Origin of the sequence: Archaeoglobus profundus DSM 5631, assembly GCF_000025285.1 — an archaeon.
GTDB classification, from domain to species: Archaea; Halobacteriota; Archaeoglobi; order Archaeoglobales; family Archaeoglobaceae; genus Archaeoglobus_B; species Archaeoglobus_B profundus.
On the sequence record NC_013741.1, the window covers coordinates 1,355,757 to 1,379,211 of the forward strand.

The 23,455-nt window shown below is 41.5% G+C and carries 27 protein-coding genes and 2 tRNA genes; 15 read left to right on the forward strand and 14 right to left on the reverse strand.

Annotated features, from left to right (window positions below; genetic code table 11):
- Positions 1-149: 149 nt before the first annotated feature.
- A complete protein-coding gene (locus ARCPR_RS07970; protein WP_012940975.1) occupies positions 150-2,309 on the reverse strand; it encodes a bifunctional alpha,alpha-trehalose-phosphate synthase (UDP-forming)/trehalose-phosphatase in 2,160 nt (719 codons plus the stop codon).
- 46 nt (positions 2,310-2,355) lie between these two features.
- A complete protein-coding gene (locus ARCPR_RS07975) occupies positions 2,356-3,177 on the reverse strand; it encodes an ATPase (RefSeq protein ID WP_012940976.1) in 822 nt (273 codons plus the stop codon).
- Positions 3,178-3,463: 286 nt separating this feature from the next.
- Between ARCPR_RS07975 and ARCPR_RS07980 the strand changes: the two genes are divergently transcribed.
- Positions 3,464-4,915, forward strand: coding sequence for a menaquinone biosynthesis decarboxylase (locus ARCPR_RS07980; protein WP_012940977.1), 1,452 nt, complete (start codon positions 3,464-3,466; stop codon positions 4,913-4,915).
- Here the strand turns inward: ARCPR_RS07980 and ARCPR_RS07985 are convergent.
- Complete coding sequence (locus tag ARCPR_RS07985; RefSeq protein ID WP_012940978.1) at positions 4,912-5,961, reverse strand: glycosyltransferase family protein; 1,050 nt, start codon at positions 5,959-5,961, stop codon at positions 4,912-4,914. The genes ARCPR_RS07980 and ARCPR_RS07985 overlap by 4 nt on opposite strands.
- Positions 5,962-6,112: 151 nt before the next feature.
- Positions 6,113-7,258, reverse strand: coding sequence for a bifunctional ornithine acetyltransferase/N-acetylglutamate synthase (gene argJ, locus ARCPR_RS07990; RefSeq protein WP_012940979.1), 1,146 nt, complete (start codon positions 7,256-7,258; stop codon positions 6,113-6,115).
- Positions 7,259-7,305: 47 nt separating this feature from the next.
- On the opposite strand from argJ, the gene hisS reads away from it, so the two are divergent.
- From hisS to ARCPR_RS08020, 6 genes are all read left to right on the forward strand, one after another.
- Positions 7,306-8,529, forward strand: coding sequence for a histidine--tRNA ligase (gene hisS / locus ARCPR_RS07995; protein ID WP_012940980.1), 1,224 nt, complete (start codon positions 7,306-7,308; stop codon positions 8,527-8,529).
- Positions 8,526-9,254 carry a bifunctional hydroxymethylpyrimidine kinase/phosphomethylpyrimidine kinase gene (gene thiD, locus ARCPR_RS08000; protein WP_012940981.1) on the forward strand — a complete coding sequence of 243 codons (729 nt, stop codon included), beginning with the start codon at positions 8,526-8,528 and terminating at the stop codon, positions 9,252-9,254. The genes hisS and thiD overlap by 4 nt, the downstream gene beginning before the upstream one ends.
- A gap of 132 nt (positions 9,255-9,386) precedes the next feature.
- Positions 9,387-9,460 (forward strand) — tRNA-Gly (locus ARCPR_RS08005).
- A gap of 112 nt (positions 9,461-9,572) precedes the next feature.
- Entirely contained in the window at positions 9,573-10,196 is a 624-nt protein-coding gene (locus tag ARCPR_RS08010; RefSeq protein WP_012940982.1) for a trimeric intracellular cation channel family protein, read from the forward strand.
- Positions 10,197-10,257: 61 nt separating this feature from the next.
- Positions 10,258-11,055 (forward strand): integrase, encoded by a 798-nt coding sequence (locus tag ARCPR_RS08015; RefSeq protein ID WP_048084586.1) that lies wholly within the window; start codon positions 10,258-10,260, stop codon positions 11,053-11,055.
- 102 nt (positions 11,056-11,157) lie between these two features.
- The gene (locus ARCPR_RS08020) at positions 11,158-11,619 is read left to right on the forward strand and encodes a hypothetical protein (RefSeq protein ID WP_012940984.1); all 462 of its coding nucleotides are present in this window, start codon (positions 11,158-11,160) and stop codon (positions 11,617-11,619) included.
- Positions 11,620-11,678: 59 nt separating this feature from the next.
- Here ARCPR_RS08020 and ARCPR_RS08025 read toward each other — a convergent pair whose 3' ends face one another.
- Positions 11,679-11,906: a hypothetical protein gene (locus ARCPR_RS08025; protein ID WP_012940985.1), complete on the reverse strand. Its 228-nt coding sequence runs from the start codon at positions 11,904-11,906 to the stop codon at positions 11,679-11,681.
- Between the two features lies 1 nt (position 11,907).
- Positions 11,908-12,189, reverse strand: coding sequence for a hypothetical protein (locus ARCPR_RS08030; RefSeq protein WP_012940986.1), 282 nt, complete (start codon positions 12,187-12,189; stop codon positions 11,908-11,910).
- A 370-nt stretch (positions 12,190-12,559) separates the two neighbouring features.
- On the opposite strand from ARCPR_RS08030, the gene ARCPR_RS08035 reads away from it, so the two are divergent.
- From ARCPR_RS08035 to ARCPR_RS08045, 4 genes are read left to right on the forward strand one after another with little or no spacing between them, the layout of a single operon-like run.
- Entirely contained in the window at positions 12,560-12,820 is a 261-nt protein-coding gene (locus tag ARCPR_RS08035; RefSeq protein ID WP_012940987.1) for a hypothetical protein, read from the forward strand.
- Between the two features lie 27 nt (positions 12,821-12,847).
- Entirely contained in the window at positions 12,848-13,090 is a 243-nt protein-coding gene (locus tag ARCPR_RS08040; protein ID WP_012940988.1) for a hypothetical protein, read from the forward strand.
- 2 nt (positions 13,091-13,092) lie between these two features.
- Positions 13,093-13,266: a hypothetical protein gene (locus ARCPR_RS09825; protein WP_012940989.1), complete on the forward strand. Its 174-nt coding sequence runs from the start codon at positions 13,093-13,095 to the stop codon at positions 13,264-13,266.
- Positions 13,263-13,457: a hypothetical protein gene (locus ARCPR_RS08045; protein WP_012940990.1), complete on the forward strand. Its 195-nt coding sequence runs from the start codon at positions 13,263-13,265 to the stop codon at positions 13,455-13,457. The genes ARCPR_RS09825 and ARCPR_RS08045 overlap by 4 nt, the downstream gene beginning before the upstream one ends.
- A 169-nt stretch (positions 13,458-13,626) precedes the next feature.
- On the opposite strand, the gene ARCPR_RS08050 is transcribed toward ARCPR_RS08045, so the two are convergent.
- The 7 genes from ARCPR_RS08050 to ARCPR_RS09545 are packed head-to-tail and all read right to left on the reverse strand — an operon-like array spanning position 13,627 to position 18,822.
- The gene (locus tag ARCPR_RS08050; RefSeq protein ID WP_048084590.1) at positions 13,627-14,163 is read right to left on the reverse strand and encodes a helix-turn-helix domain-containing protein; all 537 of its coding nucleotides are present in this window, start codon (positions 14,161-14,163) and stop codon (positions 13,627-13,629) included.
- A 30-nt stretch (positions 14,164-14,193) separates the two neighbouring features.
- Positions 14,194-14,385, reverse strand: a complete 192-nt coding sequence (locus tag ARCPR_RS08055; RefSeq protein ID WP_012940992.1) for a hypothetical protein — start codon at positions 14,383-14,385, stop codon at positions 14,194-14,196.
- Positions 14,386-14,396: 11 nt separating this feature from the next.
- Positions 14,397-14,756: a hypothetical protein gene (locus ARCPR_RS08060; protein WP_012940993.1), complete on the reverse strand. Its 360-nt coding sequence runs from the start codon at positions 14,754-14,756 to the stop codon at positions 14,397-14,399.
- 1 nt (position 14,757) lies between these two features.
- Positions 14,758-15,186 carry a hypothetical protein gene (locus ARCPR_RS08065; RefSeq protein WP_012940994.1) on the reverse strand — a complete coding sequence of 143 codons (429 nt, stop codon included), beginning with the start codon at positions 15,184-15,186 and terminating at the stop codon, positions 14,758-14,760.
- The gene (locus tag ARCPR_RS08070; RefSeq protein ID WP_012940995.1) at positions 15,183-18,506 is read right to left on the reverse strand and encodes a bifunctional DNA primase/polymerase; all 3,324 of its coding nucleotides are present in this window, start codon (positions 18,504-18,506) and stop codon (positions 15,183-15,185) included. Before ARCPR_RS08070 ends, ARCPR_RS08065 begins: the two co-directional genes overlap by 4 nt.
- Positions 18,490-18,648, reverse strand: coding sequence for a hypothetical protein (locus ARCPR_RS09830; protein WP_012940996.1), 159 nt, complete (start codon positions 18,646-18,648; stop codon positions 18,490-18,492). Before ARCPR_RS09830 ends, ARCPR_RS08070 begins: the two co-directional genes overlap by 17 nt.
- Positions 18,649-18,672: 24 nt before the next feature.
- Positions 18,673-18,822, reverse strand: coding sequence for a ribbon-helix-helix protein, CopG family (locus ARCPR_RS09545; protein ID WP_012940997.1), 150 nt, complete (start codon positions 18,820-18,822; stop codon positions 18,673-18,675).
- Between the two features lie 107 nt (positions 18,823-18,929).
- On the opposite strand from ARCPR_RS09545, the gene ARCPR_RS08075 reads away from it, so the two are divergent.
- Complete coding sequence (locus ARCPR_RS08075; RefSeq protein WP_012940998.1) at positions 18,930-19,625, forward strand: hypothetical protein; 696 nt, start codon at positions 18,930-18,932, stop codon at positions 19,623-19,625.
- Positions 19,626-20,196: 571 nt separating this feature from the next.
- On the opposite strand, the gene ARCPR_RS08080 is transcribed toward ARCPR_RS08075, so the two are convergent.
- Positions 20,197-20,271: transfer RNA gene (locus ARCPR_RS08080), tRNA-Asp, on the reverse strand.
- 85 nt (positions 20,272-20,356) lie between these two features.
- Between ARCPR_RS08080 and ARCPR_RS08085 the strand changes: the two genes are divergently transcribed.
- The 3 genes from ARCPR_RS08085 to ARCPR_RS08095 all read left to right on the forward strand — a co-directional run bounded on the left by ARCPR_RS08085 (position 20,357) and on the right by ARCPR_RS08095 (position 23,454).
- The gene (locus ARCPR_RS08085) at positions 20,357-20,944 is read left to right on the forward strand and encodes a phosphoribosyltransferase (protein ID WP_012940999.1); all 588 of its coding nucleotides are present in this window, start codon (positions 20,357-20,359) and stop codon (positions 20,942-20,944) included.
- 39 nt (positions 20,945-20,983) lie between these two features.
- A complete protein-coding gene (gene ade, locus ARCPR_RS08090; RefSeq protein WP_012941000.1) occupies positions 20,984-22,669 on the forward strand; it encodes an adenine deaminase in 1,686 nt (561 codons plus the stop codon).
- Between the two features lie 155 nt (positions 22,670-22,824).
- Positions 22,825-23,454, forward strand: a complete 630-nt coding sequence (locus tag ARCPR_RS08095) for a PHP domain-containing protein (RefSeq protein ID WP_012941001.1) — start codon at positions 22,825-22,827, stop codon at positions 23,452-23,454.
- Position 23,455: the final 1 nt, after the last annotated feature.

The following is a 23,455-nucleotide window of genomic DNA, read 5'->3' on the forward strand; positions in this document are numbered from 1 at the left end:
GGGTAATCTATATGATCTACAATGATCTACATTACTAGTGCCAGCGATTACATTTAGAACAAGATGCACGAGATCATCCCAATACACATAGAGTTCACTGGATATAGGGCTGGATGCCAGTAACAGACTCAATTGGTCTATAAGCAAGTTTATAGTTTTTGCAGTTTTTTAAGTACATTTCTCAACTCGTGTACTGATGTCAGGTAGTACCTAGCTCTCGATGGGCTAAAGCCAATTTTAATCGTATATGAATTTTCGGGTAGAACTGAAAAGAGGTCTTCATCAGTCACATCGTTACCAGCAGCAAGTATGAATTCCCAGTCATCTGAAAGCCATTCCAAAGCAGCCCTCCCCTTATCTACTCCAGCTTTCCTAACCTCGATAACCTTGTCACCCCTCAGAATATTGAGATCTGTACCTGCTATCAGACTCATGAGAACGTTTTCCAGCTCTGCAGCCCTACGTTGCCCGAGTTCTGGGTTGGCTCTGCGATAATGCCAGACAATCGAAAACTCCTTTTCTTCGATGAAGGATCCTGGGGTCCTGTCTACATACAATTCAAGAACTTGGCGAACACTTTCTTTCCAATCGTCAAAACTCTCTATTGACTTCCATTTTCCACTCTTTCTAACAGCTGCACCGTGCTCAGCTACCAAATCAACGTTCAAATTTTCAAACCACTCCTCAAGAGTTTTCTTATCCCTTCCACTTATGATTACTACTGTATTCTTTTGATCAGCGCTAAGCTTGGCTAAAATATCTATAATCTCTTTATCGGGCTTAGCTTTCCTTGGATCATCCGCATGCGGAACGAGGGTTCCATCGTAATCGAGCAATAGTAATCTCTTGGAAGAATTCTGATAATCTTTCAGGAGTCTATCAACATCTCTCATAAGATATTTCGTGCTAAATTCTTGCTGAACTTCCTTAATTTTGTTAAGTTCTTGAATAAATTCCTCAGCCCACTTTTCAACATTATAACGCCTCAACCTCTCTTGCATCGCTCTGTTGCGATTGATTTGCTCGTCTTCAGACATTTCCAAAGCTCTCTTCAGTGCTTCGGCAACTTCTTCCTTATTGTTTGGATTCACAACAATCGCTTCCACAAGCTCGAATGCAGCTCCGGTAGTTTCGCTTAAAATTAAAGCGCCTTTACCATCAACCTTAGAAGCTACGAATTCCTTGGCAACGATGTTCATTCCATCTCTTAGAGGTGTGATTAGAGCAACATCTGCAGCTCTGTAAAGTGCTACGAGTTTTTCTAATGGAAGGAAGCGGTAGATGTACTGCACTGGCGTCCAATCAATATCACCGTATTTGCCATTAATCTTCCCAACGAGTTCGTCAATGTATTTCTTCAGCTGTACATAATGTTCAACTCTCGTTCGTGACGGGACGAGTTTCAGAACAAATGTAACCTTACCGATGTATTCGGGATATTTCTCAAGGAACGTATCGAAAGCCTCAAGCCTTAGAGGAATTCCTTTTGTATAGTCAAGCCTGTCTATTGACAGTATTATTCTTCGGCCACCTAATTTTTTACGAATCTTTTTTACTTCTTCTTCTACTTGTGGAGAACTCGCAATCTCTTTGAACTTATCGTAATCTATCCCCATTGGAAACGCGTCGACTTTTACAACTCTGTCCTCTACAATCAATTTACCCAGTTCATGCTCGTATCCAAGTAAACGATGGACGCACTGAAGGAAGTTCTGGACGTAATCGTATATATGAAAGCCAATGAGATCTGCCCCAAGGAGACCTTCAAGCAGATCTCTGCGCCAAGGTAGTAGTCTAAACATTTCGAAAGATGGAAAGGGTATATGAAGAAAGAATCCTATCTTCGCTTCTGGTGCCTCCTCCCTCAAAAGATTTGGCAGAAGCATGAGATGGTAGTCGTGAATCCAGATTATATCTCCAGGTTTCGCTATCTCAGTTACAACGTTTAAAAACTTTTCATTTACCTTTTTGTAAACACTCCACCATTTTTCATTGTAGATTGTATACTGTGGAAAGCCGTGAAAAAGAGGCCAGATCGTTTTGTTGCAAAAGCCATGATAGTACCCGTTAACTTCACCTTTTGACAGATGTACGGGATACAAGCCTTCAGACTTCATTCTTGCTTCCAGATTTTCTTCCGAATTTTCCATCTCTATGCCCGGCCATCCGACCCATAACGTGTCGTACTTTCTTAAAACTGAGGCTAGTCCGGTAGCTAATCCACCAACACTTGGTTGAAGATATATCCTACCTTTTTTCCTTATAACCGTAACTGGCAATCTGTTAGAAACTATCAGTAACCTACCCATTGACTCAACTTTACCCCCCAGTTTTTACTTAAAATTTTCTCGTCAATCAACTATTAAAAACGTCGCAGATCTCATCGAAGATCTTAGATGCCTTCTTCGGTTCTATATCGACGATCAATGCTGGATTCAGTAAGGTTATTACGTCCTCAGTCGTCACTTTCCAAGGTTCTTTGATGCTTGAAAGAGCTAAGACTGCCCTTCTGTAATCGTTCCCACTAAATACTGCCACTTTTCCGGGTGCAACGACTGCAACTACATCTACTTCGAGGGAACTTGCCGTCGGTGCGGCAGCATTATTGTACGACTCGATAACGAAGAATTCGTGTTTCCTCTTTAAGTAATGAAGGCATTTATCCGCTATACTTCTCGAATTAAGCAAAAGCTCCTCAGATTTTTCAGCTTCTATAGGTTCAGCTTTAACGATGTTTAGAAACCTTTCAATTTCACTTTTTAAAGACACTACAGTTCTCTCTATGTTTGATGGGACGTAGTAATGCTTAGTTTTTTCTAAATCCGATATTCTGATTACCGAAATTTGGTTCAGAAGACCGACAGATGAGTATGCGCCTACATTCCAACCAACTTTTTCTGGATCTGGTGGTAGAAGAAGTGTAACCACTGGACCTTCGTATTCAATTGGATCTAAGCTTTTTGTAGCTGTGTGTAATTTAAATAAATCCTCCCCAATGAGCAACCCAGCCTCAATACTTTTCACAACATACTCGTACTGGTACCATCCATTTATGCCACTGATTGGTTTCGAAAAACCGACATCGATTCCCCTCTCGTATGCTTCCCCAATTAGAAATTTTGCAAGCGTCGTTTTTCCCGAGTCGTATGGAAGCAAGCCTGTTATCAATACATTCATACATCTCCCTTTTTCTGTCTTGATTAATCTTTTTTCTCTAAATCTTGCTGAGGAAAAAATAAAGATAAAACATTACGTTTAAGCTAATTCATGTCTCACTCAATCATGGATCTCCCGCAACTTGTTGAAAATTTAAACAACGATGACAGATTACTATTCATTACCACAGAATATCAAATAGTCTTTATTGTATTTTTATGAGTATAACAGAAGCTTTAAAAGTGAAGAAATTAACTAACTATTAACAATTAAAAAAATAAAGTGCTTATGAATTACAACAATACTCATGCCGTATGAAGATCTAAGAGGGTTCATAGAAAGGCTTGAAGCTGAAAACGAACTGGCAAGAATAAAGCACGAAGTCAGTCCTATTTTAGAGATGACCGAAATAGTGGATAGGGTTGTAAAAGGCGGTGGCAAAGCACTTCTATTTGAAAATCCGAAGGGTTACGACATTCCAGTTCTGATGAACGCCTTTGGAACTGAAAGACGGATGAAATTGGCTTTAGAGGTTGAGAGGTTTGAGGAGATAGGTGAAAGATTACTTGATATCCTCAGATTTAAGCCTGAATCACTTTTCGACGGGTTAAAGGGCTTGAGCAAATTGAAGGAGCTTGCCAATTTCATCCCAAAGAAAGTCAAGAAAGGGGCTTGTAAAGAGGTGATAATGGATAAACCAAATCTGCTGAAGTTCCCAATACTCAAGTGCTGGCCTAAGGATGGAGGTAGATTCATCACACTGCCGATTGTCATAACCAAAGACCCTGAAACTCAAGAGTTGAACGTTGGAATGTACAGGATGCAAGTTTTCGATGAGAAGACAACGGGTATGCACTGGCAGATTCACAAGCACGGTGCATTGCACTATAAGAAGCTTAAAGAGATGGGTAAGGATAGGCTTGAGGTTGCCGTAGCTATAGGGGTCGATCCAGCAATTCTCTACTCCGCAACAGCTCCGTTGCCAGAGAACTTCAACGAGTTTACGTTTGCTGGATTCATAAGGAAAGAGAGAATAAAACTTGTGGAATGTGAGACTGTAGATCTTCTAGTTCCAGCTAACGCTGAGATAGTTTTGGAGGGGTATGTAAAAGTTGATGAACTCAGGCCGGAAGGACCTTTTGGCGATCACACAGGCTATTATACACCAGTCGAACCATATCCTGTCTTTCATGTTGAGTGCATAACCCATAGAGAAAATCCGATATACCATGCAACAGTTGTTGGTAAACCTCCTATGGAGGACGCTTGGCTCGGAAAAGCTACCGAGAGGATATTTTTGCCGATAATCAGGTTCATGCACCCAGAAATAGTTGATATCAATCTGCCGATTGAAGGCTGTTTCCACAACTTGGCGATAGTTTCGATCAAAAAACGCTATCCGGGGCATGCAAAGAAGGTCATGTTCGCATTGTGGAGCATGGGTATGCTCTCTTTAACGAAGGTAGTTATAGTTGTGGACGATGATGTGAATGTTCACGACATAAGAGAGGTCATTTGGGCTGTTACCACACGGTTTGATCCTGCCAGAGATGTAGTAATAATTCCAGATTGCCCAATAGACAGCTTGGATCACGCCACTTACAGACCAAATTTGGGTGGAAAGTTGGGAATTGACGCTACGAAGAAGTGGAAGGAAGAAGGTTACGAGAGAGAGTGGCCAGAAGTCGTTGAAATGGATGTCGATGTAAAAAGGAGAATAGATGCAATTTGGGATGAGTTAAAGAGGTTGGTATTTTAACTCCTTGCAACAACTGGAATTGCCTTCTTCATAAGCTCTATGAACTTCTTTGCAATCCTGTCACATCTATTCTCCTCAACATACCTCTCAGCTGATCTGAGAACACTCCTTCTAAAGTCTTCGTCTTCTATAAGCCTTACGAGCTCGCCTTTCAAGTCTTCAACGTTCTCGTAAATCACGGCTGGCTTATAACCGTCGATCGTTGGCAGGTTTTCAAAGTGCCTCGTGTTCGGTACGACTGTCGGAATCAAAGCTCCTAAGCACTGGCAGAGCGTTGATGATACCACACAACCGTCGGTTTGTCCCTTTGGAATTAGGTGAATGTCCGACTTGTGAAGATATCTGTAGATATCTTCCAGACTCAGCTTTTCAACCCTCTGAACGAGGTAATCCCTATCGAACGGCAGTAAGTGGTTCGATCTGATCACTAAGTATTCGAAGTCGTATGATTTGCTGAGCCAGTCCAGAGCTTCGATGTAATCCTTGTATTCCTCTACTGGCTGTCTTCCGAATGTGAAGAACCTTAGCTTATCCTCTGCAAACCTCCTGTTACCTCTTACGATTGGATGGCATGGATATGGAATAACTACGATGTTCCCACCGCTTACAACCTCTCTGGCAAACCTATCGTCAAATACAGCTATGTAGTTGAAGATGTAGGGATTGCTGTATCTGAACTCGCTTCTCCTTTGCTCGTGCACAACTGCAACCTTGAAAGTGTTTGATCTTCTCAAAGTCCTTTCGACATCCTCATGAGGTAGCCACTGGTAGGACTCTACTATTACGTAGTCAAGCTCTGGTAGTGTGATGTCAAACCTACCCTGTCCTCCATCGGGAGTCCTTTCCTCATAACATCTCACGACATAAGGCTCATCCTCGCCCAAGCTTATGTGATGCCACCACCTATTGGCTGATTCGAGCTTAGGAGCGAATACAATCACCTCGTGACCCATCTCAATGAACTCCTTGGCAATCATTTCAGCGTGAAGCGATATACCGCAAGTAGCCTTCCACCTCGATATTATTCCAATTCTAAGCGTCTCCATATTTTATAATAAGACACTCTCGGAAAATAAGCTTAACTTCTGTATTTTGACTCAAATAACCGTTTTTTGCGGAATTCGAAGGCTTGGCTGTCTTCTTTCCAAAGTCGTACAAAAATTTTATTGAATTGTATTCTTTATGTCTTATGAAAAGCTAGGTGGTGTATTCAGAATTTATTCTAACATAATCGTAAGTCAAATCGCATCCGTACGCGTAGCCGTTACCGTTGCCGAGCTTTAGATTTATAATAAACTCTATTTCGTTGCTTTTCTCCATAACTCTCCTAGCGATACCCTCGTTACCTAAGCCCACCCCGTTCTTAACAAGCTCAACCTCTTCAATTTTGTGACCATCTCTGTATCCCAAAAGCTTCAGATCAAGCTCTTCATTCACATCAATTCCAGAATAGCCTAAAGATGCTATTATTCTACCCCAATTTGGATCGTTGCCGAATACAGCAGTCTTTACCAAATTTGAGGATACAACAGTCCTAGCACCTTTAAAAGCCTCTTCCTCGCTCTTAGCATTGACAATTGTAACCTTAATCAGCTTTGTTGCTCCTTCTCCATCTCTCGCAATCTGCTTGGCCAAATTAAGACAGACATCCTTTAAACCATTAAGAAATCTGTCTCTACTGACTTCACATTCACCTTTGGCAACGAGCAGAACCATGTCGTTGGTGGATGTATCCCCATCGACGCTTATGGCATTGAAAGAATATTTCACAGCCGTTCTCAGCATCTCCTTAAGTTCCCCAGCCTCAAACTTTGCATCCGTGAATATGAATGCCAACATTGTCGCCATATTCGGGTGTATCATGCCAGCACCCTTGCAAACTCCGGCTATCTTAAAGTCCTCCTTGTATTTGGCAAACTTTGGAAATCTATCGGTAGTCATTATGGATTTGGCAAAAGCCAGAGCATTCTCCTCCTTATTCCCCAAACCAGCGTAAACTTTCTCAAACCTCGATTCGATCCATTCCATGTCGAGCTGAATTCCTATTACTCCCGTTGAAGCTACCGCAATACTCTCAGTATTAGTTTTTAGCTTTTCAGCTAAAAGCTGGCACATTCTTTTTGCATCCTTGTATCCCTGCTTTCCAGTAAAAGCGTTTGCGTTACCGCTGTTTGCAATAATCCCTTCTATAAAACCGTTTTTGATATGTTCTTCAGTTACAACAACAGAGGGCGATTTAAACTTGTTTTGAGTGAAAACTCCAGCTACGCTTCCCTCACAGACCACAATCCCCAAACCGTTCTTGCCTTCCTTAATTCCGTTGCACTTCACGAGTTCGTGCATGCAGACTGTAGATGGAAATTTTAAAATGTTACACCCAAACTCCCTTCGTGAGAATCGAAAGACCGAGAGGAACGAGGGACTTTTTGCCTGATGAGATGGAGAAGAGAAGAGCTATCGAGAAAGTTATGAGGCGAATTGCCGAAAGTTACGGTTACAGAGAAGTTTTGACACCTACGTTCGAACATTTGGAACTTTTCACGATAAAGTCTGGCGAGGGAATTGTTGAGGAGATCTACGCCTTCAAAGATAAGAGTGGCAGAGATTTGGCTTTAAGACCCGAGCTGACTGCACCTGTGATGAGAATGTACGTAAACGAGTGCATGGGAATGCCAAAGCCACTCCGCTTCTACTACTTTGCAAACTGCTTCCGCTATGAGAGACCGCAGAAAGGTAGATACAGGGAGTTCTGGCAGTTTGGAGTTGAATTGATAGGTTCAGATAGCTATTTAGCTGATGTTGAGGTTATAAGCTTAGCTTACGAGATAATGAGTGCTTTGAATATCAAGTTTGATCTGCATGTTGGGCATGTTGGTTTGTTAAGGCACGTATTGAGAGATTTGGATGAAAAAGTTGCAGGAAAGATAATGAGGCTGATAGACAAGAAGGATTTGGATACGCTCGACAGCTACATTAATGAAATCGGTAGAGAAGATCTAAAAGAAGTCGTTTATCCCTTGATAGAGCTTGTCGGTGATACGGATATCATAGAAGAGGCTAGAGAGATAATTCCAGATTTCGATTTCACGCACATTGAGAAGGTTGCCAAAACCTTGGATGATCTTGGCGTTGAGTTTAAGATAGACTTGGGAATTGCGAGAGGACTTGATTATTACACCGGCATAGTTTTCGAAGCTTACGCTGAAGGGTTGGGTGCTCAAAATCAGATTTGTGGTGGTGGAAGTTATCGCTTAGCCCATCTGTTTGGAGGAGATGATGTTCCAGCAACAGGCTTTGCTTTGGGCTTCGATAGGATTGCTGAAATCTGTGAAGTTGATGTCGAAAAACCTACAAAAGTTGTGATAGTAAGCTTTAGAGGCTTGGAGAAGGAGGCTTTGAAGATTGCCAATGCCATAAGGTCTAAGGCTGTCACGATTACGGATGTTATGGAAAGAAGTGTTAAGAAGCAGTTAAGCTTTGCAAACGACATCTCAGCAGATTACGCTGTAATCGTTGGTGAGAAAGAACTTAAAGAGGGTAAAATAGCAGTTAAAAACTTAAGAACTCAGGAACAGAGTGTTATGACCTTGGATGAATTTTTGAACAAGTTATGAAAACCGTTGTAAGCTTTGCTGGAGTCGATCCTAGTAATGGGGCTGGAATTTACGTTGATCTAGCGGTGATAAAAAGTTTGGGATTTCATCCCGCTGGTGTTGTTACAACCTTAACCTATCAGAACACCTGTGGCGTTAAGGGTGTTGTTAACTTGAGTGATTGTATTGAAGGGCAGGCTGATGCTGTTTTTGAGGATTTGGACATTGTCGGAGTTAAGGTTGGCTTGGTTTTGAAAGGCTGTGAAGTTATAGCAAAGTACATGAAAAAAGTTGAAGTTAGTGTTGTTGATCCCGTCCTCGTATCTACAACTGGCTACGACTTTGAAAATTTAGATGTTTACAAATTCTTGGCAAAGCATTGTGAAGTTTTAACTCCCAACGTTGATGAGGCAATGGCTTTGAGTGAATGCAGAATTACTGATTTGAAATCTGCAAGGGAGTGTGCAAAGGAGATAAGCAGAACTTACGGGTGTTCAGTGGTTATAACAGGTGGAAAGCTTAAAGGTGTCGATGTAATCTTTGATGGAAAGTTCTATACGGTTGAATCAAAGCTGTTTAACTATGAAGTTCATGGAACTGGGTGCGTTTACAGTTCCGCCTTAACCTGTCATCTTGCGAAGGGGTTGAATCTGTACGAAGCATGTAAGAATGCAAGAGAAGTTGTCTTGAAGGCTGTTGAAAACTCTAAGACCGTGGGAAGGTGTTTGAGAGTAGTGAATCCGTAACATTCAGAACTTTTAAGGGTTATGGAAGAGTTAGAATCCATCGTTCGTGACTTAAAATATTCTGATGAGGAAAGGGCAAGCTTTTACCATCATCCGCAACAGTTATAAACTATGTTACCTATGGTTGAACGAGCGCCGGTGGTGTAGCCTGGCTAACACAGGGGCCTGCCACGCCCCAGCCCCGGGTTCAAATCCCGGCCGGCGCACTTTTCAGCGATTGTAAATCTCATCGATTTCTTCAGTGTCAGTTTTCATTTTGAATTATCATCTGCCCTTTAAAAAAAGATAAATAAGCCAGAGAACACGAGGGTGGAAAGAATGGGAGTCTTTGAACTCGTAGTGTTGATGATGAACTATGTTGGAGTATTTGCATTTGCTGTGAGCGGTGCGCTTAAGGGAATTGACAAGGATATGGATATATTCGGTTGTGCCTTTCTGGGTCTTGCTACAGCTTTTGGAGGAGGAGTTATAAGAGACATAATCGCAGGCAACGTCCCTCCTTTGGCATTCAGAAGCGAACCCGATTTTATCGTAGCAATCGTAGCTATAACAGTTACTATCTGTATGTATAGAAGGGTTTCTAATGTTATTGGACTTTTACCTTACTTTGATGCCGTAGGTTTGGGAGCTTTTGCTGCGCTTGGAGGTACCGTAGCCTTGAATGCGGGACTTGGGCCGCTCGGTGTTATGTTTGCTTCTATGTTTACAGGTGCAGGTGGCGGTATAATTAGGGATGTTCTCGCTGGAGAAATTCCCCTAATCTTTACAAGGGAATTCTACGCAACCGCTGCTCTGATTGGTGGTGCTAGCCTCTACATCTTGAGTTCATTTGTCTCTCTTGAAGTGGCCATGTTCATATCAGCATTGATCACAACGATTCTTAGAATTGCATCCATCAAATTCGGATGGAATTTGCCCAAAGTTAAGAATAGCGTTATATGAAGCAGGAATAGAGATACGCCCGGGCCGGGATTTGAACCCGGGTCGCGGGCTCGACAGTGCGTTGATCGATTACAGGAGAGTAAAGAAGGAATTCATCAAATACTTGGAACAGAAGAAGCTTCACCCGGATACTGCTCAAAGGTATATCCACTACTTGGACAAATATCTCACAAAGCCGATTAGATCACAGGAGGATATCTTCGAGATAATGAACTCCTGTGAAAGGGGATACAATTGGCTCGCGAGAAGCATTCGAAACCTCCTCAATTTCTACGTTGAAGTCAAAGGATTAGATGAGGGAGTTGCGGAGAAGCTCAAGAAGGCTTGCAAGATGAAACCGACAGGTGTCAGAGCTATCTTCATCTCGGATGATGAGATTGTTGAGGCATGGGAAAATCATGTGATCAACCAACCCGAAGATATACGCATCCTCTTTAAGCTTCTAATTTACTCAGGAGTCAGGGCATCACATGCCGTTCCTCTCCTTAACACTTTCGACAGAGCGCAACTGATAGAGATTGAGGAGAAGGGTATTGCGAGATATCCCATCCTTGAATTTAGCAAGGGGCAGAAGAGAGGATATTTCGCCTACATGCCTTTAGAGTTTGCGAGGGAAGAATTAAGACGGGTAAAAATCTCCTACCGCGATTACACCGAAAGAGCAAGATACAAAAGAGTTTCAGCAAACACAATCAGAAAATGGCATTACAACTTTATGATTGAGAACGATGTTCCTGAGAGTGTTGCAGATTTCATTCAAGGACGTAAACCTGCAAGTGTTGGAGCGATGCACTACTTAGCGGTTGCACGTCAGGCAGATAGGCTTTACTCCCAGCTTGTGAACAGATTCCCTGTCTAATTTAATTTTTAGAGAAAAGAGAGGAAAATCAAGCCTTCCGTTCAAGTGGAATTTCTATGCAACAATCAAAAGAATTTTTAATTATGATAGCATAACTTATTGATGACCGATCACCTTAAAAGAGAATCCTATAGAATTGGCATTTTCGTGGAAATTTATAGGGAGTTAAGCGATAGGTATTATTGGGTTAAGTATGATTTATTGACTTCTCAACTGGAGAGAGGGCTATACATCTCAACTATGACTGATAATGGTCTCCCAATGGTAAAGATGGCTTTTAGGAACATCTTAGATAAAGATGAAATGTACAATATCTGGGACTTGTTTAGATCCTATCTTAAGAGACACTTGTATGAACTTATGAGAAAGGGGAGAGTATCTAAGAAACAAGTTTATAGGTTATTAAATAAAACTCCACCACTATCGGAGACAATAGGCAGATTTGAAGTTCGTGTTGAGGACTCATTTGGATATGTATATGGGCTATCTCTTGATGAGGCAAAGGAGTTGGGAGAAAAACTAGAGCAATTATTAGAGAACGCTTTAGTGTTAAAAGGAAGGTAAAAATAATATTAACTTTGTCTTGACAATTAACTCTTCAACAATTGTTGGATGAAAAGAAGTTAGTAAGCTCTAATATTTCGAATAATGCCAAATCGACCTCCAATGTCTACTATGGGTGAGGGGATCCCCACTGTGGTTATATTTTCACACCTGTAGTATTGACAGTTCTCAAGCAAAATTCCTATTGGTTTGGGGATGTGATCGTCTATGCGTTTTACCCTAAAGGGAATTTCCTTATCGACTTTTCTTACGGTTGGCTTTATTTTTCGCTTTATTCTCTCGAACATATTAATTCCCTCTAACTTGTCTGATAATGTTCTCCCTACCACCTTCGGCTCTGACAATTTCGTCGAAACGAGAGCTACCTTCTACATCTTCAACTAAAGTTCTCTCTGAATCAATGAGACGGACTACTACTTTTGGTTCGGACTTATGCTTAAGATTAATACCTCTAGAGTCGATAGCAGCCTCAATCTGGCTAGGTCGCCTCTTTTGGAGGAACATATGGATTATTACTGCTACAACAATTATTCCTACAACCCCCAATATATCATATTCCGACATCATCATATAAAGTGGCTTCCAACGTATATATAGGCCTTATCAAAAAGAAAATCGAAATGGCTTTAGCCAATCTTAATTCATCAACACGAAAAAAGTATTACCAACCGCTAAAACAGTATCAACTCAAAGGGTATTGGAATAGGGGTAGGTTCAAAATTTTGAACGAGACGAATTTTACATGAAGGGTGAATAAAAATGATCGTGATCGATTTAGCAATGGTTAAATACTCCCAATATCGACAAGTATCATAGAAGAGATTAAATAAATATAAAAACATTTTTATAATTTTATACTCGACATAAGATTTATAAGCTTTGGAGTTGACCTGCTTGAGGAGGTAGCTCCTCCCTCGTTAGCAAGGGGGTGAGAAAGGAGGTGTTGAGTAAGATCGTAGGATTCGGGAGGAAGATCGTCAACACTTACAGGATGCTCAAGGACATGAGAGGAGAGCTCACTTTCATCGATTGGATCAAGGGAGTCATTGTCCTTGCGATCTTGGGAGTTGGAGTTGCAATTCCGATTGTAGTTCAGACAATTCAGAGTGTCAATGTGAGCGATGCAACAACTCAGCTGATCTTAGGATTCATCCCAGCAATCACCGCTGTTGCGATACTGCTTGGATTCTTAGGTAGGTGAAGCTTTAATCCTCTCTATTTTTTAGCCATGATCACAGATAGAAGAGGACAGTTCACGGTTGCGGGATTGTTTGCGTTGATGATCATGTTAATTGTAGCTGTCAAATTCCTTCCCATCATTTACGATTATTGTGAAGAGGGAGCGCAACTTGCAGAATCAAGGGGAGACATGCTGAGCAGTTTCTTATGGAGGTTGATCCCTGTCAGCATCGTAATAGCCATATTGACATGCATCTATCACTATGCGAAACCGCTCATCCTTAGGGATTGAAGATGTATATCGTTGATAACGGAATTGTTAAGTTCAAGCGCAAATTGGTTAAGACGAAGAGAGGGAATAGTAAAATCTGCTTGATTTACCTCCCGAGATTCATCGAGAAGTATGGGGATGAAGTTCTCGTTGAAGTTGACACGATAAACAAGATCATAACGGTGAGATTCAAATGAGAACTCCCTTATTCATCGATAAGGACGGGATGTTGAGATTTGAAAAGAAGCTTATCAAGAGATCGGATGGGAGTGGTTATCTCATCAACCTTCCAAAATTCATCGGGAGTTTCGGGAAGGTTGCGATCATTGAAGTTGATATTAAAAACAAAACGATAATAATCAAATTCGAAAATAATAATAAAGATTGAATTAAAAAAGAATAAACCCTTCAAGAACCAACTTCTCCGAGACGTCGACTCACATAATAACTAAACTAAAAGGAGAAAATATATGCTCATAAGCACAGCAGACACTTAATAAATATAGGTAGGAAAAATATACAGCGTTTCCGCGTAATGAATTCGTTGGTGACGTTCTTTATCCCTCAGCTTTCAGGTAGCGGTGTATGGTCTCGAGACTCCTACCTGTTACTTTTGCAATATCACGGTAAGTGAATCCCTGTTCCTTGAGAATCTTCATGATGTTCTTCTCAACATCGCTAACCTCTCTCCCATCTTTGAAGAAATAGGTGAAGATCCTTGCAATCTTCAAGCGTAAGTCTTTATCTTCCTGATCGATCTTAGCCAAAAACGATTTGACCACACTTTCAATCGTGTAAGCCGTTAAGATTCTCCCGACGTTCAAACCGACTGCATAACCTTGCCAATAGACAAATTCGAGTAAATCCTTAAGTTCATCGGGTAAATCAACTTTCCGAACTTTACCCTTCCAACCCATTTCTTTAGCAATCTTTTCGGCAACCTCTTTCCTAAGATCGCTCTCATCTTCAAGAGTCGTTATCAAATCGATGAACTCTGGTGAGTTGATTACTTCACTTAAGCTGTCCTTCTCTACCAACACCTTAACCAATTCCTCAACACTCATTCTCATCCCCTCCAAAACAAACACAGCCATATACATACCTCTATACAATTATATACAGGATCACCGAATCAACCTGTTCTCCTTTTTCGCAACTCTTCTTATGCAAACGGGAATGTTGCCAACCCATTTGAAGTATTTGCACCTGCCAAACTCTCCTTTTCCGCAAACAAACTCGCACAAGTATTGATCGACAATCTCACCGATTCCTGATTGTTCGATCATTTTGATGGGATCAAACCTCACCGCCTTCATTCTCTCTCACCTCAAACAGTATGCTTAAGCAACTCCTTAGCGCTCTCAAAACCGCATAATGGATCAGTCTTGAGTTTTTCAGTCAGTTTGAGGAGAACAATGTAGCGAGGAAGTTTTCCTCCGTTCAAATCTCTTGCTCTCTTCTCCCATTCCTCCAAGCTTTCAAACCCTGAATATTTCCATAAGAGCTTTCTGAACACTTTCAAGTTTTCAAAGACTGCCACGATCTTCGCTTTGGCAAACACGATGTTTCTGCTATCTCTAATCACGATTTCCCTTCCAATCAAATCGTGATACTTGCCATTCCTCATTGTTGCAACTACTCCCTTTCCCATCAGCTGGGAAATTGCCCGCAGACTTCTAAACCGCATCTTACCACCTCTCAAAACTCCTTTTCATGGAAGGAGCATGATAAACAAAATTCTTCAATAGGAAACGTCTCAGCTCTCTGTAATCACCCACAAAAACAGGTTCTTCCCGTTCAAAGTTGTAGTAATGTAATCTTGGGAATCTGATGTTCAAAGGAACGTCATAAACTGTAACTTCCTCCTCGACATCGTCAACAAACAGGAGTAGAAGTGGTGTGTTTAAGGCGGTTGCCACTCTCTTAAGGGTTATAAGCTGATAAATACTGCAGAAGTGCCGGGAAGTATGTTTCTCCTCTGCAACTAACCTTATACTGTTTCCAACTTCAAGAACGTAATCGATGTTTGTGATGACAATTCCATCATCAGTTTGAACTCCATTCAACGCTTTATGGAGGGAATTTTCAAGAAATTGTCCACAATACGGGCATCTCATGGCGAATCGACCTCTTTAACTTCCCCTTCATCAATTCCAATATCAAACTCAGAATCAATCTCAAATTCCTCCTCGCTATTCGAATCGACAGGAATGAGAAATCCCTTGACTTCTGGGTGAAGAGATTCATAATCACTTAGAGGAATTTCGAGAACTTGACCTGTATCCGCCTTGTATTCCCGTCCATTCACTATGATGTGGACATAGTCAATTGCCCTAACTTTGATAGTCTCTTCAACATCTAACACAGCTTTCGGAAGTTTTCCACTCTCAACAAGATACTCAACTCTCTCCCTTACTGCTTGAACTGATCCAAACTCCTTCCTAACAGCTTTGATGAATGCTGATGGTAAGAGATCGGATGGAACAGACTTCTTGAAGTCGTTGTATATTTGTAATATCTTGTTATCAATATCAGAATATTCTTCGTCCTTTGTCGTATCTTGGTTTACAGATTCCCGTAAACTTTGATCGTCATCAGTCGAATCTTTTTTCACACTTTTATCTTGCTCTTCATCCTGTTCTTCATGTTCTTTACCTTCGTGTCCTTCCTCGTTGTCTTCTTTAGCATCCTCTTTGGTAACAGATTCAACAAACTCATTCCAAGCATCTTCTTCCTTCTTCCTTAATCCCATTGCACTCTCAACGCTGAAATCTGAAACATCTGTGTCATCGCTATTGTCTTGGTCATCTTTCGGATTATCGGGAGATTCACTTTCGGAGTTTGATCTATCCTCATAGTCTCCGCTCAGGAATCTTACAAACCCCGAGAATGAAACCTTAATTGACTTACAGTTCCTACCGTTAACCCTGTGAACTCCATACTTCCAGCCAAATCTCTCAGCTAATGATTTGAGAGAGTCAATTCCTGTATCTTTCAAAATCCTCATGACTGCGCTTGTTATTACTACATCCTCTCCTCTCAGAAATGCCCATGGGACAAACCCTTCCTGTAACAACGCTTTTAGTCTCCTTTCTAAGGTCGTGCTTGTGTAGAGGTCATTTTGATTTTCGCCGACTATTTCGATGCGCGATATGTAACGCGCATACAAGTTGTTGATACTCTCGAGCAATCTTGCCCTGATCTCCTCGTTTATCGTCTCATTAACCTCCTCCTCAGTTTCACCTTCATAGAATTCATTCACCCACTCTGGAACATCTAACTCTGCAAACTCGAAAGCTTCTCTAAGTAGCTCGGTAGCTAAGACTTGCCAAGCTTCCTTTAGTCTCTCAGGATTCTCTGAGATTTTTTTGAAGATAAAACTACCTAAAAACCTTAGATCTCCAAGTCTCGGGAGAACTTCCTCTGTGAACTTCTCTATTTCATGTTGAGGAATTTCATCTGACAGAGAGAAATGGATTCCAAAAAACCGTTTTCTTACAGCACCTGTGCCGTCCAATGGTAGTTGTCCGTTCATGGTCATAAAGAATGGCGCTAACGAAGGAAACTCTATATAGACACCGTGGGAGTGCTTTCCTCTTACGAAACGATTCTCGACAGCGCTTTTGTATTCCTCTAATAATTCCTTATTGTTAAATATCCCCTCAACCTCATTAACAACAACAGGGAAGGTCGTCAAGCTTCTTAATCTTCCATGCTTTGCCTTTGTATCAGCATCACCGCTTCCCCTGACAATCCTTCCCTCTTCGGGAGGATTCCAAATAGACAAAATTATCTGAGCTCCAATAGTCGTCTTTCCTGTATTTCGTGCTCCATAAGCTACTAAATCTGGGAAATGAACCGCTATTGTCCCTCTAATCTGCTTGATTGCGTAGGCAAACGGTGCAATTAATCCCCATTTGATCATTGTCGTGAATCTTTTTCCCGCTTTGCTATACCACTTAGTTCTAAGTTCATCTAAGAGCTTGAGAGCTTTAGCCAAATCTTCTTTGGAGAATTCTTCAGGTTGCCATTTTACTGCCTTGATTTGTCCGTTGATGTAATAGAATCCCGGCTTTTCAAGCTCTCTTCTTATTTCCGCTTTTCCCTTCCTGATGAATGCTGAAATTATGGATGAGAGCGCATCCCTAAGTAATCTGGAATGTTTCACAACGCCCTCTGATTGCAGTCTCGAAATTACAACATCAAGCTCAGCCGGTCCTATTGTTAGGTTCCTAAATCCATGGAATTCGATTTCAAACTTAGTAAGTCCTCCAAGAGGATCTTCATAAACAACAACCTTGACAGGACAAATCTCCGCCACTATCTTCTCGTAAACGATTCCTCCGCTCTTATCTTCAAACGCTCTTGCAATAATCCCTCTCTTCGGGTTTGCCACATAGTAAGCTTTCTTCCTAAAGTCGATCAAGGAGAAGATCGAATCTTTGAAAGGAGAAGATTTGCCAAGTATTTCTTCAAGATTTCTGATCAAATCTAAAGCTCTTTCCTCTCCTAACAATGTTTCTGCTATTTCTTGTAATCCTGCTTTGCCCTTGAGTTCCTCCTCAGTTGGAGGATTGCCTCTCAATCCGTAGGTCCTATCCAAGACATAAAGCCTAAGATTTAGTTCCTCATCTTTCTCTGCTAAGAGTTCAACGATCTTTCGAGCGGAATTGTAGCTTACCCCTGCTTTTTTAAGCCATCCCGTTAGAGAGAAGACGACTAAATCGCGATAACCGACCTTGTAAATCGGTCTGAGGATATTAACGATCTCAACGATCTTGCTCTCCTCTAATTCCCTTCCTTCCCCATCTTTAACCTCAACTCTTGGAATAGTCCTCTTTTTACCCTCTAAAAAGCTGAGAAGTGTTTGATATTCCTCCCAAGTTAATTCAGCGATCTCTTCCGGCTTGTGAACAAATCTGTAAACCTTTCCCGAGGGATGCGGAGATGGAGGAGCAACAACGTATCCTCCATTAGCCCGTATATCAACTCCCGGTCGGATACCAATCCTATTAGTGAATTTGTTGGGATCAGGATTCTTCACCTTGAGATAGTAGTGGAACCCCTTCCCTGTCTCGACAATCCATGTATCTAAGATCTTGCCGTAGAGATCAGGATGCTTGTCCGCTAATTCTGCTAATACTTCACTCATAACCTCTCTTGAATCAAAGTCGACAACCGTTAAATTGCCCGAAATTTCACCTGTAACAATAGCTAAACCAAGTTTGTTCCCCTTCCTTAGAGCTGGAAAATCGGGATGTTTAAACCACTTTTCAAGCTCTTCTAAAGTTGGACGTCTCTGCTGGAACTCTTTCCATTCTACTGCCGAGATTTTGTTGCCTTTCGGATTATTCTCCGAGGGAGGAACAATTATGACAGGGATAACGCTGAATCCTTGCTCTAAATAGTGTTTTGCCCACTCAAATAAGTCTGCCATACTTCAACACCTCCCTAAGTAGGCATTTTTGTGTGAGAAAATCGCCACAAACTGAGGAGTCTGTATAACAGGAGTGTGGCAAATCCGAAAGCTTTATGACCTTGAACATCCTTTCTTTTCTAAGAGGAAGACACCCAAGCATTGGACAACACCTTTTTATTTTTCTCTAAGAATCTTTACAAGAAACACTCTTACTTTCAAGAGCTTCCGCGATGATTCTTCTTAGGACTGCTGAACGCGGATTTCTCTCTTTTTGTGCTATTTCGTCAATCCTCTTCAGTAAATCATCTGGAAGTCTCAACCCGACATATCCCATATGCCATCACCCAATGTTTTCACTTGTGTTTAATTGTGTTGCTTTAAGTTTAAAAGGTTTTCGTTGAAAAAGAAAGTTTTAAATTGTTTTAACTGTAAAATGTGGATATGGTCAGAGAAGCTGTCGAAAGACTAATTCAATTAATAGAAGAGGAAAAGATAGATTTTAGCGAATTTGAAGTTCTCCTAAGTGCAGAGGAAAAAACAATACTTAATGTCCTAAAGAGAAAGAAAAGAGCGATGAATATCAATGAAATTAGAAATACGATAATTGACGACTTCATCAAATTAATCAAATATTATGGACAGATAAAAGAATTAGAAGATAAGATTAGATCGTATAGCGAAGAAAGGAAACCTATCTACCCATTGCAACGAATATCGGAAAAAAAATACTCAAATCGCCTTAATCTAAAGTTTAATATTGACAAATCTTTTAACATAAAAGTTATAGATATTTCCTCCTTAGAGAATGAGCTTAACAATCTTAAGAGAAACAAACCACGAATGGAGTTTTGGGAAGGTGAGTTTGAAGACATACCTGAGCTGTTTATCAAAGTATATGAAGAACTTAAGCAGAGAAAGATATTGAAAAATGGGAAAATCCTTGAGAGGGATAAAAGAGTTGTTGCCGAATTAATCAACAAACACGGTATCGCAAGAATCCCATCTTACAAAACAATAGAGCGAATACTAACTGAGCTTGAGGCTGGAGGTCTTGTTGTGTCTCGACCAGATAGTGGTGGTAGAGGTAAAAAATTATACGCTATTAATCCTAAGCTATTGAAGAAATTAGAGGAATAATCGAATGTTACTGTTCTTCCGCTACCTGCATAAAAAATATGTCAGGTAGCGCCTATCATGAATAACTAAAGGAGAGTTCTCCTCCCTTCTTTAGCCGAAAGCGAATTTTATAAGGGTATCATATACTGCTACCGCGCTACCTCACTTATACACAAAACCCATACTTTGAATCCATAAAGTGAAAGTCAGGGTAGCGCAGGTAGCGCGGTAGCGGGTAGCAACTCAAGGTAAACCCAAAGTCGAGGTAGCGCGGGTAGCGAGGTAGCAGTTATAAACTAATATGTTATGTATAAAAGAATTGTAAAAAAGAAAAAGATTATTCCTCTCTCTTAGCGGGAGGGATTTTCAACCCTACTGCCAACTACCTTTGGAAAACCTTATTTTATTCCCATATGATTATCCATGTATGCCCCGCAAACCTTCAGGTAGGATCGATGTATGTTTGCGCATTAAAGCCGATCTATATCAGCGTTTGAAGGAAATAGCCAGAGCTAAGGGCTGTTCTATTGCTGATCTCGTTGAACCAAAGCTTATTGAGCTTGTAGCGTTATATGAGGCAGGGATTGAAATACGCCCGGGCCGGGATTTGAACCCGGGTCGCGGGCTCGACAGGCCCGCATGATGGGCCGGGCTACACCACCCGGGCTTGATCGCATTAGGTTTGTGAGGTTTTTAAAACTTTTGCAACTCATTAGAAAGAGTTAAATAAATTGGTTTGAGCTTTGCGAACGATGTTCAAGTGCGTTCAGTACAGCTGGGACGATGTCTACAAGCTTTGTAAGGAGCTTGCAAGGAAGATCAAGAATTCAGGATTTAAACCAGATGCTATAGTGGCCGTTGCAAGGGGAGGATGGGTTCCTGCGAGAATTTTGGCGGACTTTTTGCTGATCAGGGAGCTATACAGTGTTAAGGCCGAGCACTGGGGAATAGTTGCAACCGTAACTGGTAAAGCTAGGATAACGCAGCCACTCATGGTTGACCTGACTGGAAAGAGCGTCTTAGTTGTAGATGATGTTGCAGACACAGGTGAGACTGTGGAGATAGTTGCCCAGCATGTGAGGGAGAAGAATGCAAAAGAAGTCAGAACTGCAGTAATAGACTTCAAACACACATCCAAATTTGTCCCGGATTACTATGCGAGAGAGATGGAAAAGTGGGCATGGATTGTCTATCCTTGGAGTATCTACGAGGATGTTAAGGATCTGATAGTGAAGCTTAATGAGGGTGGAAATGCGGAAGAAATTGCCAGAAAGTTGGAGGAGAAATTCAACCTGAAGGTGGATCCTTCAGTCGTTGAAGAAGTTTTGAAGGATTGCTGATTTCACAAACGTCAAATATTTTGATTACTTCTTACGATCATGCAAGTTGAAGAGCTAAAAAAGCTGATAGATGTAGCTTCTGGTAGAAGAAAGGCGGATTTGGTTATAAAGAATGCCGAGATCGTGAATGTTCTGACGGAGGAATTTATCAAAGCGGATATAGCTGTTTGTGGTGATAAGATTGCTGGAATCGGTAATTACGACGGAATTAAAGAGATTGATGCAAGCGGACTTTACGCAGTTCCCGGTTTGATCGATGGGCATACACATTTGGAGATGTCGATGTTAAGTGTTACCGAATTTGCAAGGTTGGTTGTTCCTAGAGGGAACACAAGCGTAGTTGCCGATCCTCACGAGATCGCAAACGTTTTGGGTAGAGATGGGATAAGGGTTTTGATCGAAGAAGCAAAGACCACACCGCTTAAAGTGTTCTTCGAAGTTCCATCTTGCGTTCCCTCTTCACCGCTCGAGACACCCGGAGCTATTATAACTGCTGAAGATGTTGCGGGAATACTTGAATGGGAGAGTGTCATAGGTTTGGCTGAAGTAATGAACTATCCCGGTGTTGTTAATTGCGATGAAGATGTTTTGAAGAAGATTGCCGTTGCTAAGGCTAAGGGAAAGATTGTAGACGGGCACAGTCCTATGCTTAGAGGAAAGGAGCTGAACGCATACATCTCATCTGGAATAGGCTCGGATCACGAATGCATTGATGAAGAGGAGGCAATGGAGAAGCTTAGATTGGGAATGAGATTGATGATTCGAGAGGGATCTGCTGCGAGGAACTTAGAGTCTCTCTTGAATGTTGCAAAACTTGGAAATCGCTGGACTATGCTTGTAACAGATGGAGACAGAACTATCAGAGATTTGATGGAGAAAGGATACTTGGATTACTGCTACAGGAGGGCAGTTGAAGAAGGGATAGATCCGATAAAGGCTTTACAGATGTGTACGATAAATCCAGCTGAGTATTTCGGAATAAACGCTGGTTTAATTGCTCCTTCAAGAATTGCGGATATTGTTTTGCTAAGAAACTTGGAGAAATTTGAAGTTGAGAAAGTTATAGCGAATGGTGAGGTTGTTGGCGAGATAAAAAGGGTGTACACCTATCCAGACTTCGTTAAGAGCAGTGTCAAGCTCAAAAAGCCGATAACTCCAGAGGACATTAAGATAGAGGGTAAGGGAGTTGCGAGGATAATCAAGGTGATAGAAGGTGAGATAGTCACCGGAGAAGATAGAGAATATGTGGAGGGAGTTGATGTGAACAGAGACATTCTCAAAATTGTAGTTGTTGAGAGGCACAAAGCAACGGGGAACGTAGGGAAAGCGTATATAAGAGGATTTGGGCTTAAGAGAGGTGCGATAGCTCAGAGCATAGCGCACGATGCACACAACATAGTGGCTGTTGGTGTTAGAGATGAGGACATATGCAAGGCTGTAAACAGGATTGCCGAGTTGCAGGGCGGAATTGTTGTCGTGGATGGGGATGTTAAGGCAGAGTTACAGCTGAACATAGCTGGATTGATGAGTGAGGAGAGGGCTGAGGTAGTTGCGGAGAAGTTGGATAGAATACATGAAGAAATCAAAAGGCTGGGATGCAAGCTGAAGAGTCCGATTTTGGCTTTGTCCTTCATGGCTCTGCCGGTAATACCAAAGTTGAAGGTTACAGACTTGGGACTGGTTGATGTTGAGGAGTTTAAGGTTGTTGACGTCTTTGTTTCGTAATTACCTTTTAGCTTAAGAGCGTAGCGTATGGTGAGTGTTATGTTTAAATTACCTGTCATCTAGGATATGAAGGCAATGATGACAGGGCCCCTCTGACTGGTGATGAGGGTCTTGAGTGCTGAGCTTTTTATACAATTAAAGCGGATTACCCTAGAATGTCGTTAAAAGCAGATCTGCACATCCATTCAAATCACAGCGACGGGAGGAGTAGTGTTAGAGAGATCTTGGAAACTGCGATAGCTAAAGGACTCAAAGCTATTTCAATAACCGATCATGACAACATAAACGGCTCGCTCGAAGCTATCGAGATAGTCAAGGAAGAGCATCTGCCAATAGTTGTGATCAGAGGTGTTGAGATTTCAACAGCTCAGGGACACCTTTTGGCTTACGGAATAAATAGAGACGTGGATAAAGGTATAGATCTTGTCGAGGCAGTCAAAATCGTCAAAAAGCTCGGTGGAATAACCTCCTTAGCTCATCCTTTTCAGTTTTATAGGCAAGGAGCTTGCAGACTCAGATATTTCAAAGTGGTCGATTGTATCGAAGTTTTCAACGCCAGAAGTCTTCCGATCTTCAACTCGTTGTCAAACTTCTTCAGGAGAAAATACGGAAAGGGAATTACTGCCGGTAGTGATGCCCACAAAGCTGAATTTGTTGGAAGTGGTGTCGTCATGCTTGAAAAGGCAAGCGATGAGAAGTTGATAATGAATGCATTGAAAAACGGACAATGCATTGTCGAGGGCGAAATTTCCATTAAAAATGTTTTCTGGCGCATTGTTAAATAAC